General features: G+C 55.3%; 13 protein-coding genes. 5 read left to right on the forward strand and 8 right to left on the reverse strand.

The window, feature by feature from the left end:
- Positions 1-34 precede the first annotated feature (34 nt).
- The gene (secA, locus tag KW829_RS15380; protein ID WP_089599179.1) at positions 35-2,740 is read left to right on the forward strand and encodes a preprotein translocase subunit SecA; all 2,706 of its coding nucleotides are present in this window, start codon (positions 35-37) and stop codon (positions 2,738-2,740) included.
- A gap of 57 nt (positions 2,741-2,797) precedes the next feature.
- On the forward strand, positions 2,798-3,190 hold the full coding sequence (gene mutT / locus KW829_RS15385) for an 8-oxo-dGTP diphosphatase MutT (RefSeq protein ID WP_010426962.1): 393 nt from the start codon (positions 2,798-2,800) through the stop codon (positions 3,188-3,190).
- A 34-nt stretch (positions 3,191-3,224) separates the two neighbouring features.
- On the opposite strand, the gene yacG is transcribed toward mutT, so the two are convergent.
- From yacG to coaE, 3 genes are read right to left on the reverse strand one after another with little or no spacing between them, the layout of a single operon-like run.
- The gene (gene yacG, locus KW829_RS15390; RefSeq protein WP_010426960.1) at positions 3,225-3,419 is read right to left on the reverse strand and encodes a DNA gyrase inhibitor YacG; all 195 of its coding nucleotides are present in this window, start codon (positions 3,417-3,419) and stop codon (positions 3,225-3,227) included.
- Positions 3,420-3,428: 9 nt separating this feature from the next.
- On the reverse strand, positions 3,429-4,172 hold the full coding sequence (gene zapD, locus KW829_RS15395; protein ID WP_010426958.1) for a cell division protein ZapD: 744 nt from the start codon (positions 4,170-4,172) through the stop codon (positions 3,429-3,431).
- Positions 4,172-4,792, reverse strand: coding sequence for a dephospho-CoA kinase (gene coaE / locus KW829_RS15400; protein WP_218308558.1), 621 nt, complete (start codon positions 4,790-4,792; stop codon positions 4,172-4,174). Before coaE ends, zapD begins: the two co-directional genes overlap by 1 nt.
- A gap of 228 nt (positions 4,793-5,020) precedes the next feature.
- On the opposite strand from coaE, the gene KW829_RS15405 reads away from it, so the two are divergent.
- A complete protein-coding gene (locus KW829_RS15405; RefSeq protein WP_042718208.1) occupies positions 5,021-6,064 on the forward strand; it encodes a GMP reductase in 1,044 nt (347 codons plus the stop codon).
- A 43-nt stretch (positions 6,065-6,107) separates the two neighbouring features.
- On the opposite strand, the gene hofC is transcribed toward KW829_RS15405, so the two are convergent.
- The 4 genes from hofC to nadC form a co-directional block, all read right to left on the reverse strand.
- Positions 6,108-7,292, reverse strand: a complete 1,185-nt coding sequence (gene hofC / locus KW829_RS15410; protein WP_218308559.1) for a protein transport protein HofC — start codon at positions 7,290-7,292, stop codon at positions 6,108-6,110.
- Entirely contained in the window at positions 7,282-8,664 is a 1,383-nt protein-coding gene (gene gspE, locus KW829_RS15415) for a type II secretion system protein GspE (protein WP_218308588.1), read from the reverse strand. The genes hofC and gspE overlap by 11 nt, the downstream gene beginning before the upstream one ends.
- A 12-nt stretch (positions 8,665-8,676) precedes the next feature.
- A complete protein-coding gene (gene ppdD, locus KW829_RS15420; protein WP_010426947.1) occupies positions 8,677-9,114 on the reverse strand; it encodes a prepilin peptidase-dependent pilin in 438 nt (145 codons plus the stop codon).
- Between the two features lie 173 nt (positions 9,115-9,287).
- Positions 9,288-10,181, reverse strand: a complete 894-nt coding sequence (gene nadC, locus KW829_RS15425; RefSeq protein WP_218308560.1) for a carboxylating nicotinate-nucleotide diphosphorylase — start codon at positions 10,179-10,181, stop codon at positions 9,288-9,290.
- An 87-nt stretch (positions 10,182-10,268) separates the two neighbouring features.
- Between nadC and ampD the strand changes: the two genes are divergently transcribed.
- A complete protein-coding gene (ampD, locus tag KW829_RS15430; RefSeq protein WP_010426943.1) occupies positions 10,269-10,820 on the forward strand; it encodes a 1,6-anhydro-N-acetylmuramyl-L-alanine amidase AmpD in 552 nt (183 codons plus the stop codon).
- A 9-nt stretch (positions 10,821-10,829) separates the two neighbouring features.
- Positions 10,830-11,684, forward strand: a complete 855-nt coding sequence (gene ampE / locus KW829_RS15435) for a beta-lactamase regulator AmpE (RefSeq protein WP_042718216.1) — start codon at positions 10,830-10,832, stop codon at positions 11,682-11,684.
- Positions 11,685-11,702: 18 nt separating this feature from the next.
- On the opposite strand, the gene KW829_RS15440 is transcribed toward ampE, so the two are convergent.
- Positions 11,703-12,653, reverse strand: coding sequence for a family 43 glycosylhydrolase (locus KW829_RS15440; protein WP_218308561.1), 951 nt, complete (start codon positions 12,651-12,653; stop codon positions 11,703-11,705).
- Positions 12,654-12,662 lie beyond the last annotated feature (9 nt).

Raw genomic sequence — 12,662 nt, forward strand, 5'->3', positions numbered from 1 at the left:
TTATCTGCCCATCTGGGGCGTTTGAGAATTTATTATGTTAATCAAATTATTAACCAAAGTTTTTGGTAGTCGTAACGATCGTACCCTGCGCCGTATGCGTAAAGCTGTTGCCGTCATCAACGGTATGGAACCGGCGATGGAAAAGCTGTCAGATGACGAGCTGAAGGCGAAAACGGCGGAGTTCCGCGCGCGTCTGGAAAAAGGCGAAACCCTGGAAAGCCTCATCCCGGAAGCGTTCGCTGTCGTGCGTGAAGCGAGTAAACGTGTTTTCGGTATGCGTCACTTCGACGTGCAGCTGCTGGGGGGTATGGTGCTCAACGAGCGCTGCATCGCGGAAATGCGTACCGGTGAAGGTAAAACCCTGACCGCGACGCTGCCCGCTTACCTGAACGCACTGACCGGTAAAGGCGTTCACGTCGTTACCGTCAACGACTATCTGGCACAGCGTGACGCCGAAAACAACCGTCCGCTGTTTGAATTCTTAGGCTTGACCGTGGGCATCAACATGTCCGGTCTGCCTGCACCAGCCAAGCGTGAAGCGTATAACGCAGACATCACCTACGGCACCAACAACGAATACGGCTTCGACTACCTGCGCGACAACATGGCGTTCAGCCCTGAAGAGCGCGTACAGCGCAAGCTGCACTATGCGCTGGTGGATGAGGTGGATTCCATCCTGATCGATGAAGCGCGTACCCCGCTGATCATCTCCGGCCCGGCCGAAGACAGCTCTGAAATGTACCGTAAAGTCGACAAAATCATTCCGCACCTGCTACGTCAGGAGAAAGAAGACTCCGATACCTTCCAGGGGGAAGGTCACTTCTCTGTTGATGAAAAAGCGCGCCAGGTTAACCTGACCGAACGTGGTCTGGTTAAGATTGAAGAACTGCTGGTGGCTCAGGGCATTATGGAAGAGGGTGAGTCTCTTTACTCTCCAACTAACATCATGTTGATGCACCACGTGACGGCCGCACTGCGCGCGCACGCGCTGTTCACTCGCGATGTTGATTACATCGTTAAAGACGGTGAAGTGATCATCGTTGATGAACATACCGGCCGTACTATGCAAGGGCGTCGCTGGTCTGACGGTCTGCACCAGGCGGTTGAAGCGAAAGAAGGCGTTGATATTCAAAACGAAAACCAGACGCTGGCGTCTATTACCTTCCAGAACTACTTCCGTCTGTACGAGAAGCTGGCAGGGATGACCGGTACTGCAGATACCGAAGCGTTTGAATTCAGCTCTATCTACAAGCTGGATACCGTGGTTGTTCCTACCAACCGTCCAATGATCCGTAAGGATATGCCGGATCTGGTGTACATGACTGAAGCGGAAAAAATTCAGGCGATCATCGAAGATATTCGCGATCGTACCGCGGCAGGCCAGCCGGTGCTGGTGGGGACCATCTCCATTGAGAAATCCGAAGTGGTTTCCAACGAGCTGACCAAAGCGGGCATTAAGCACAACGTTCTTAACGCCAAATTCCACGCCAAAGAAGCAGATATCGTTGCGCAGGCGGGTTATCCGGCGGCCGTGACCATCGCGACCAACATGGCGGGTCGTGGTACCGATATTATGCTGGGCGGTAGCTGGCAGGCCGAAGTGGCGGAGCTGGAAAACCCAACCCCAGAACAAATTGCGCAGATCAAAGCCGACTGGCAGGTGCGTCACGATGCCGTGCTGGCATCCGGTGGTCTGCACATCATTGGTACCGAGCGTCACGAATCTCGTCGTATCGATAACCAGCTGCGTGGCCGTGCGGGCCGTCAGGGTGATGCCGGTTCTTCTCGCTTCTACCTGTCTATGGAAGATGCGCTGATGCGTATTTTTGCCTCCGACCGTGTATCAGGCATGATGCGTAAACTGGGTATGAAACCAGGCGAAGCGATTGAGCATCCATGGGTCACCAAAGCGATTGCTAACGCGCAGCGTAAAGTGGAAAGCCGTAACTTCGATATTCGTAAGCAGCTGCTGGAATATGATGATGTTGCCAACGATCAGCGTCGTGCGATCTATACCCAGCGTAACGAACTGCTGGACGTGTCCGACGTGAGCGAAACCATCAACAGCATCCGCGAAGATGTGTTTAAAGCGACAATTGACGCGCATATTCCTCCGCAGTCTCTGGAGGAAATGTGGGATATCGAAGGTCTGCAGGAACGTCTGAAAAATGATTTCGACCTTGAACTGCCAATCAAAGAGTGGCTGGACAAAGAGCCTGAGCTGCACGAAGAGACGCTGCGTGAACGTATCTTCGAAACTGCGCTGGACGTGTACAAGCGTAAGGAAGAAGTCGTTGGCGAAGAGATGATGCGTCACTTCGAAAAAGGCGTGATGCTGCAGACGCTCGACTCCCTGTGGAAAGAGCACCTGGCGGCGATGGACTACCTGCGCCAGGGTATCCACCTGCGCGGCTATGCGCAGAAAGATCCGAAGCAGGAGTACAAGCGTGAATCCTTCTCCATGTTTGCCGCTATGCTGGAATCGCTGAAGTATGAAGTCATCAGCACCCTGAGCAAAGTTCAGGTGCGTATGCCGGAAGAAGTAGAAGCGATGGAGCAGCAGCGTCGTGAAGAAGCTGAGCGTCTGGCACAGATGCAACAGCTGAGTCACCAGACTGACGAAAGCGAAGCCGCAGCGGCGATCGCAGCGCAGACTGGCGATCGTAAAGTGGGCCGTAACGATCCGTGCCCATGTGGTTCCGGTAAAAAGTACAAGGCGTGCCACGGCCGTCTGAGCTAAGACGTTAACAACTCGAAAAGGCGCAGATTACTGCGCCTTTTTTATGGAAGTCACAATATGAAAACACTGCAAATTGCCGTCGGGATTATTCGCAACCCGCAAAACCAAATTTTCATCACCCAGCGCGCTGCCGACGCCCATATGGCGAACAAGTGGGAGTTTCCTGGCGGAAAAATCGAGTCGGGTGAAACGCCGGAACAGGCGCTGGTTCGGGAGCTTCAGGAAGAGGTGGGGATTACCCCGTTTGGCGCAACGCTGTTTGATAAGCTCGAATACCAGTTCCCGGACAGGCACATCACGCTGTGGTTCTGGCTGGTGGAAAGCTGGGAAGGTGAGCCCTGGGGGAAAGAGGGACAGCCGGGTAACTGGGTTGAGCTAAAGGCAAGTGATGCCGACAAATTTCCTCCGGCAAATGCGCCCGTCATATCCCGCCTGACGGGCAACCTGTAGGCCTGCTAAGCGAAGCGCCAGCAGGCATTAAAGGCTATCGCTGCTCTTCGCTCCAGTCATCACTGTCAGAGAGATCGCCTTCGCTTGGAATGCGTTTCTCTTCCGCGGCCCATTCGCCCAGGTCAATGAGCTGGCAGCGCTTGCAGCAGAATGGGCGAAATGGGCTCACTTCGCCCCAGACAACGGTTTTGCCACAGGTGGGGCAGTTTACGGTGGTTACGTCAGACATCGGCACTCCTTAACAACAGGCCAGTTCAAAATCGAGGCGTTCCGGCACGGTGCCATTTTCACTGTCCAGCGGCATAAAGCGAATCGCAAAACGACTCTTATGCCCCGAAATTTGCGGGTAAAGCTGCTCACCCAGCGATAAATTCAGGCGTAACAGATCGGCATCATCCCCGTTATCCTGGTAGAAACCGTTCAGGCTGGTTTGCTTGCGGAACGGGGCTGAGTTACGGATAAGATCGAGGATCAACGAGAGCGTTTGATTCATTGGCTCCAGGCTTGCCAGCCAGCTGTTCACCTGCGCGTCACGCTGTGCCTGCGGCATATGAAGCCACATGTGCAGGGTCGGCAGGTCGAAGCTGCAGCAACCACCAGGGATGCTGAGACGCTGGCGCACCAGAGCGATCAGGCGATCTTCACGCAAAAACTGCCCGACGCGCGGCGCGGCCATCAAAATGGCACTGCTGCTTTTCAACTGCTGGCGGAGCGCGTCGATACGGCTCTGGTCTACGCCTGGCACTTCTGTCCATGCCTGTAATTTACGCTGCTGGCGCTCCAGCTCTTTGAGCAATTCTGTGCGGACATCGCCGCGTTCAATCACATCCAGCAGATCGCCAACGTTGCGGAAGAAATGCAGGGCGGTGGCATGATCGTTAACAGGCAGATGATGCGAAAGCTGTTGAATGAGAAATTCGATGCGCAGCCAGGTACGCATTTTTTCGTTAAGCGGGTGCTCAAAAAGGATGTGGGTCGACATTATGGTTTTTCCTGTGCAACGGCCTGCGCGGCGAACGTCAAATACTGCGCGTGCAGACGGGCAACATCCGATGCAATGGCATCTGGTGCGCCGTTATTATCAATAACATCATCCGCAACGGCAAGGCGCTGAGCGCGCGTGGCCTGTGCGGCAAGAATGTGTTCAGCATGTTCACGTGAGACCCGATCCCGAGCCACGGTTCGTAGGATTTGCGTTTCGGGGGAGACATCTATCACCAATACCCGATCGGCTTTATGTTGCAGCTGATTTTCTACCAACAGTGGAACGACCCAGAGCACATAAGGCGAACGTGCTGCGGCAATCTGACGCTGGGTTTCCTGGTGGATAATGGGATGCAGCAGGGCATTAAGCCAGGCTTTTTCTGCAGAATCAGAAAAAATGCATTCACGAAGCTGGCGGCGATTGAGCGTGCCATCCGCATTGAGGATGACGGGGCCAAAGTGTGCCTTGATGGCCTTGAGTGCGGGTGTATTTGGCTCTACCACCTGACGGGCAATGACATCGGCATCAATAATCGTGATACCCAGACGAGAAAACGCGTCCGCAACGGTACTTTTTCCACTACCGATGCCGCCGGTTAATGCGACGATATACCCCATTAAATCGAATCCTGGGAATTATTCATTATTAAAATCAATTGGTTGAAATTCAAACTTTCTACCGCGAGTGTTTAGCTCTCGTTACCTGCTTTTTACCAGGTAAATTTATAGGATTGTAGCGTAAAAAAAGAGAATTTCGCAGTCTTGCGGAGCAGGTATTAGTGCGTATGATAACGTCACTGGAGTTGTGCTTTTAACATATTTGCCTCTAACCCCAGGAATCCGCACATGCGTATTGAAGAAGATCTGAAGTTAGGTTTTAAAGACGTTCTTATCCGCCCTAAACGCTCTACACTGAAAAGTCGCTCAGACGTTGAACTCGAACGTCAATTCACCTTTAAACATTCCGGTCAGACCTGGTCTGGCGTGCCGATTATCGCTGCCAATATGGATACGGTCGGTACCTTTGAGATGGCAACGGCCCTGGCACAGTTCGATATTCTTACCGCAGTTCACAAACACTACAGTACCGAAGAGTGGAATGCGTTTGTCGCCTCTGCATCCGCGGATGTGGTGAAGCATGTGATGGTCTCTACCGGCACCTCAGACGCGGATTTCGAAAAAACCAAACAGATCCTGAACGCTAACCCGGCGCTTAGCTTTGTGTGCATTGATGTGGCGAATGGTTATTCCGAACACTTCGTCCAGTTTGTCAGCAAAGCGCGTGAAGCCTGGCCGACTAAGACCATCATTGCGGGCAACGTGGTGACCGGTGAAATGTGTGAAGAACTGATCCTCTCCGGTGCAGATATTGTAAAAGTAGGCATTGGTCCGGGTTCCGTATGTACGACGCGCGTGAAAACCGGTGTCGGTTATCCGCAGCTGTCTGCCGTGATTGAATGCGCTGACGCCGCGCACGGCCTGGGCGGTCAGATCATCAGCGATGGTGGTTGCACCATGCCGGGTGATGTTGCGAAAGCCTTTGGCGGCGGTGCGGACTTCGTGATGCTCGGCGGTATGCTGGCAGGCCACGAAGAGAGTGGTGGTACCGTCGTTGAAGAAGATGGCGAGAAATTCATGCTGTTCTACGGTATGAGCTCTGAATCCGCGATGACCCGTCACGTCGGTGGCGTGGCAAAATACCGTGCGGCGGAAGGCAAAACCGTGAAGCTGCCATTGCGCGGCCCGGTTGAATATACCGCGCGCGATATCCTCGGCGGCCTGCGCTCGGCCTGCACCTACGTGGGAGCATCCCGCCTGAAAGAGCTGACGAAACGCACAACGTTTATTCGCGTTCAGGAACAGGAAAACCGCGTTTTCAATAGCCTGTAATACCGCTGGCTGGCGCATGTCCGTGCGCCAGCACTATTCTGTACTATCCCGCACTCATGGCATCCCCCAGATGGAATATCGGCAGATACATTGCGACCACCAGCGTGCCGATAATCAACCCTGTCACAATCAACAACAGTGGCTCCAGAAGCGCAGCCAGATTGTCTGCTTGTTGAAATGTCTGTTCCGTATGGTAGCGGGCAAGATTCGCCAGCATCACATCAAGCGCACCCGCGATTTCACCGGTTCGAATCAGCTGTATGCACAGTGGTGTAAAGACAGATGCCTGCTGAAAGGCTGACCACACGGGCATTCCTTGCTCGATATGTTCGCGTACTTCCCGCATTTTGGTTTGCCAGTACCCGCTTTCAACCGTCTCTTCCACACTTTCCAGCCCCTGCAAAAAGGCGATCCCGGCTTGCTGGGTTAATGACAGTACGGTAAATACCTGCCCCAATTTTTGCCCACGCGCCAGTACGCCCATTACGGGAAGATGCAGCAGCGTGCGCTGCCAGCGCGGATGCCGTCGTAGCTTACAGGCGGCAACAACCAAAATAAGAAGCAGGGCAAAAAGCGTGACAATGTGCCCCTGAATAGCGGCGGCTAACCCCATGACAGCCTGCGTGAGCCAGGGCAGGGGAGTATTAAACGTTTTATAGATCGCGGCGAACTCGGGCAGCACCAGCGTCACCATCGCCAGCACCACCAGCGCTGCAAGGGTCAGAATGATCGTGGGATAGCGCAGCGCCTTTTTGACTTTTGCACCGAGCTGCTCCTGAGCTTTTTGTTGCTGTGCGAGCTGGCGACAGCACTCCTCCAGCTTCCCCGTCAGCTCGCCTGTCTTTACCATAGAGATATAAAGCGGGCTAAACACCTCCGGCCATTTATTCATTGACGCAGAAAAGGAACAGCCTCCACAGAGATCGTCAGCAAGGCTGTGAAGCAGAGCCTGCCAATGCTTTAACGGATGCTGTTCCGCCAGCATTTGCAGGCTATGAGACAACGTCAGGCCAGCCTGCAGCAGCGTCGCGAGCTGGCGAAAGATATCGTAGCAGTGATGACGCTGCCATCGAGGACGCTGCAATGACCGATTGAGCGCCAGCGGATGAAGATGCCGTTGTTCTAAGCTGCTGCAAGCGGCTTCTCGACTGATAGCCCAAAGCGTGCCCGTGCGGATTTCACCCTCCGCAGTAAGCGCCCGCCATCGCCAGAGTTGATTAACAGCCATCGGGCATTCCCATGACGCGGACTACCTCTTCGATCGTGGTGAGCCCTTCTTCTACAGCCATACAGCCATGCTCAAACAGCGATGTCATTCCCGCCTGACGGGCGCTGCCCTCTATCACTTCTATGGTTGCTCCGCTGGCAATCGCCTGCCGAAGCGTGCTGTCGATGGACAGCACTTCAAAAATCGCCACGCGGCCATAAAAACCGTGATAACAGCGATCGCAGCCTGTAGGTTGCCAGCGCGGAAGCGGCCTGGGCCAAAGGGCGCGAGGTAATTTTTCACGACCGCTGGCTTCATGGCGACAGTGGGGACACAGGCGGCGAACCAGCCGCTGGGCAATCACCAGCGAAAGCGCTGAGGAGATCATCCACCGGGCGACCCCCATTTGTTGAAGACGAATAAGCGTCTCCGCTGTTGAATTGGTATGGAGCGTAGACAGCACCAGATGCCCTGTTTGCGCGGCCTTGATGGCGATCTCTGCGGTGTCGCCGTCACGGATTTCGCCCACCATGATGATGTCGGGATCCTGACGAAGCAGCGCCCGCAGCACACTCTGGAAGGTTAATCCTGCTCGGGGATTAATCTGCGTCTGGTTCAACCCGGCAAGCGGTATCTCAATCGGATCTTCCACGCTGCAGATGTTGACGTCCTGAGTGTTACGCGCCTGCAACGCGCTGTAAAGCGATACGGTTTTTCCGCTGCCCGTGGGGCCCGTCACCAGGATCAAACCTTGCGGGCGATGAAGGGCCTCGTTAAAGCAGGCCAGCTGTTCGGCATTCATTCCCAGCTTGGCGAGTTCCAGCGCCTGTTGAACCTGATGCAGCAGGCGCAGCACAATTTTCTCACCACCGCTACAAGGGAGCGTAGAGATACGGAAGGAGACCGGCTCGTTGGCTACCTCAACCGTAAACTGACCGTCCTGAGGCAAACGGCGCTCCGCAATATCCAGATTGCCCAACACCTTTAAGCGCGCGATGAGCATGGTCGCCAGCGCCGCGGAAAGCGGCGGCTGCGGGCAAAGCACGCCGTCGATGCGTAAACGGATCTGGCAGGCGTGCTCCATCGGTTCGATATGAATGTCGGATGCGCGTTGGCTTATCGCCTGCTGCAGCGTGTGGTTGAGGATATCTACCGCAGAGTGCGGTGCTGATACGACAGGGAGATGAGATTGTGACGCCATCTGCCGGTGCTTTTCCATGCGTTCAACGCTCCAGCATTCGATATCAATCCGTTTTTGCGTCGCGAAACGCAATGCTTCCATCAGTTCCTTGCCGGGATTTCCCGCTACGGCAATGCTGATCGTGTCGGTATCGTTGGTCAGTAGCACGGCGTGATGACGCAGGCAGAGTGCGACGAGTTGCTCGGTATTCATCATCCGCTCCCGTTAGTGAGTGTCGAAGCGGAAAACGTCTTCGCAGGCCTGCTTGAGTGCGCTGTCAGAGTCGATCTTGCAGTCACGCGTCCAGCCCGTCATACCATTGCCGTCGCTCCAGAGCGGCGTCATGAGAACCTCCAGCCCGTTCAGGCTCTCCTGCCCCGTTAACGACACGACGCCTTTAGCCACGCTCATCGCTGAAACATAACGTGTCGTCGTCGGAGAGGGGATGCCGTTCGTCCCCGCATCACAACGCTCCACGCCACCGTGGTCCAGCGCGCAAAGCTCGATAGCAGTGCGATAAGGGACAAACGTTTGCAGCATATCGGTGAGTGCGGCTTTTCGCAGGTAGTTCTGATACGCGGGTATTCCGATGGCGCTCAGGATGGCAATAATGCCAATCACCACCATTAGCTCAATGAGCGTGAATCCTTTTTGTCTGTTCATTTCTGCTCCTTAGGTTAAGTGCCGCTACTCTGGCAGTGAGAGGGAGCAGAAACGAGGGGCAAAAAAGGAAACGTGAAGGGGCTTTCAGGGATTTAACGTAGCGTTTCAGGGAAGGGCAAAAGTTTTGCGATGAAGTCTGTGATTCCCCCTTCGCGTGAAGGGGGAGAACGGGATTACTTAAAGCGCATGGAGAGATCGAGAGCCCGCACATGCTTGGTGAGGGCACCTACGGAGATAAAATCAACGCCGGTTTCCGCGAATTCACGGAGGGTATCGAACGTCACGTTGCCGGATACCTCAAGCTGTGCCTGTCCGTTCGTCAGTTTTACCGCCTCACGCATCTGCTCGGTTTCAAAGTTATCCAGCATGATGATGTCAGCCCCGGCCTTAATCGCCTGCTCAAGCTCTTCCAGATTTTCCACTTCCACTTCAACCGGCACGTCCGGGTGGAGCCAGAAGGCTTTTTCCACCGCCTGGCGCACGGAGCCAGAGGCAATAATGTGGTTCTCTTTAATCAGAAAGGCATCTGACAACCCCAGACGATGGTTTGCGCCGCCGCCGCACAGCACCGCGTATTTCAGCGCGGTACGCAGGCCCGGCAGGGTTTTGCGGGTATCCAGCAGCTGCGTGCGGGTACCGGCCAGCAGGTCAACGTAGCGACGTACTTCGCTTGCTACCCCGGACAAGGTCTGGACGAAGTTCAGCGCGGTGCGCTCGCCGGTGAGCAGCACGCGGGACGGGCCATCGAGCTCAAATAGCGGCTGGTTCGCCGTGACGGTGTCGCCGTCCTCCACGTGCCAGGTTACCTGCACATCATCGCCTGCCAGCTGGGTAAAGACCTCTTCAACCCAACGCTTGCCGCAAAAAACGCCGTCTTCACGCGTGATGATGACCGCGTGGGAGCGTGTCTCTTTTGGCAACAACTGTGCGGTAATATCGTTGTCGGCGCTGATGTCACCGCCAAGGTCTTCTTTCAACGCATGGGCAACGCTTGCCGGGATATCCATGTTAATACGTTCCAGAAGGGCTTCACGTCGGTGGTCGGGGTTGTAGCGGCGAGGCGGCATGATAAAACTCCAAATTGGTAACGAATCATAATGTTGAAACATGCTACTCTGAACCGAGTCATTGCACCATACAGAAGGAGTTCCAGCATGTTGTTAGAAGACGGATGGCTGGTGGATGCGCGGCACGTGCCCTCGCCGCACCACGATTGCCGCCCGGAGGATGAAAAGCCCACACTGCTGGTGGTTCATAATATTAGTCTCCCGCCGGGTGAGTTTGGCGGTCCGTGGATCGATGCGTTATTCACTGGAACGATTGATCCCGATGCTCATCCCTTTTTTGCTGAAATTGCTCATCTGCGCGTATCGGCACATTGTCTGATCCGTCGCGACGGAGAAGTGGTTCAATATGTTCCTTTTGATAAGCGCGCCTGGCATGCCGGGGTGTCGATGTATCACGGGCGCGAACGGTGCAATGATTTCTCCATTGGGATCGAACTGGAAGGCACGGATACCACGCCCTACACCGATTCACAGTATCAACAGTTAGCGGCCGTGACCCGAACGCTTATCGGGCTCTATCCGGCAATCGCTGAAAATATTACCGGACACAGTGATATCGCCCCGGTGAGAAAAACCGATCCCGGTCCGGCTTTCGACTGGTCCCGGTTTCGCACCATGCTCGCCGCGTCGTCAGAATAAGGAGATACCATGACGTTATTTACCATGCTGCTGGTAATGATTGCCGAACGCCTGTTTAAACTTGGCGAGCACTGGCATCTGGATCACCGGCTGGAGGTGATTTTCCGCCGGATCAAACATTTTTCCATGCTGCGTACGCTGTTGATGATGGCGGGCGTCATGCTTATTACCTTCCTGCTCCTGCGCTCGCTGTACGGGCTGTTTTTCAACGTGCCGCTGCTGGTGGTGTGGATCCTGCTTGGGGTGCTGTGCATTGGTGCGGGCAAAGTGCGTATGCACTATCACGCTTATCTTAAAGCCGCCTCCCGTGACGATGCCCATGCGCGCGGAGCCATGGCGAGCGAGCTGACGATGATCCACGGCGTGCCGCCGGACTGCGACGAGCGCGAGTTTCTGCGCGAGCTGCAAAATGCGCTGTTGTGGATTAACTTCCGCTACTATCTGGCACCGCTGTTCTGGTTCGTGGTGGGCGGTCCGTGGGGGCCGGTACTGCTGATGGGGTATGCATTCCTGCGCGCCTGGCAGACCTGGCTGGCCCGTTACCTGACGCCGCATGAACGCTTGCTGTCAGGCATTGATGCCATCCTGCACGTGCTAGACTGGCTCCCGGTTCGTCTGGTGGGCGTGGTGTACGCGTTAATTGGTCACGGTGAAAAAGCGCTGCCTGCATGGTTCGCCTCGCTTGCCGACCGCCATACGTCGCAGTACCAGGTGTTAACGCGTCTGGCGCAGTTCTCGCTGGCGCGTGAGCCGCACACCGACAAGATTGAAACGCCGAAAGCCGCTGTCTCCATGGCGAAGAAAACGTCGTTCGTGGTGGTTGTGGTCGTGGCGTTGCTGACTATCTACGGCACGCTGGTGTAAGCCAGCGCGCCGCAAAGACTAAAGCGTATCCGCGGGCGGGATGCCGAAATTAGGCATCCCGTTTTCGTCCCAGCGGACAAGCTTCAGGCGGGTGTGGCGGTTCGGATCGTACAGCGGGTCGCCCTCAATTTCGGTGTAATTACGCGCGTGATACACCAGCACATCCTCCCCTTCCGGCGTTTGCGTAAAGCTGTTGTGTCCCGGACCGTACTGGCGGTTTTCGTAACTGGTGACGAACACCGGGTGCGAGGATTTTTGCCAGTTTGCCGGGTTTTGCGGATCGGCATTCAGGTCTATCCACAGTAGCCCCATGCAGTAGTTCTCGTCGGTGGCGCTGGCGGAATAGCTGATAAACAGCTTATCGTCGTGAACCAGCACCGCCGGACCTTCGTTGACCCAAAAACCGCGACACTCCCAGTCATACTCCGGCTTGCTGAGCATCACCGGCTCACCTTTCAGCGTCCAGGGGTTTTCCATTTCGCACAGATAAAGATTGGAGTTCCCGGAGATGTCCGGCGCTTTTTGCGCCCACAGATACCAGCGTTTTCCCTGATGAACAAAGGTGGTGGCATCCAGCGCGAAGGTGTCGAACTGCGTTTTTATCTGACCTTTTTCCGTCCACGTACCGGTGAGCGGATCGCCGTCGGCACACTCCAGCGCAAACATCCGGTGCTGGAACATCCCAAGTTCGTCGAGCGCCTGGGTGTGCGTCGCGGCAAAGTAGATGTACCACTTGCCGTCAATGTGGTGCAGTTCCGGCGCCCAGATCAGCTGGCTCATCGGGCCGGTCTCGGGTTTGCGCCAGACCACAACTTCTTCAGCTTTACGTAAGCCTTCCAGCGACGCTGCGCGGCGGATCGCCAGCCTGTCGTACTGCGGCACGGAGGCGATAAAATAGTACTGCCCCTCATGGCGTAAAATGTACGGGTCGGCACGTTGTTCGATAAGCGGGTTTGGCCACTGATGCATTTGGCTCTC

This window comes from Enterobacter sp. ENT02, from assembly GCF_019219165.1.
Lineage (GTDB): Bacteria > Pseudomonadota > Gammaproteobacteria > Enterobacterales > Enterobacteriaceae > Enterobacter > Enterobacter mori.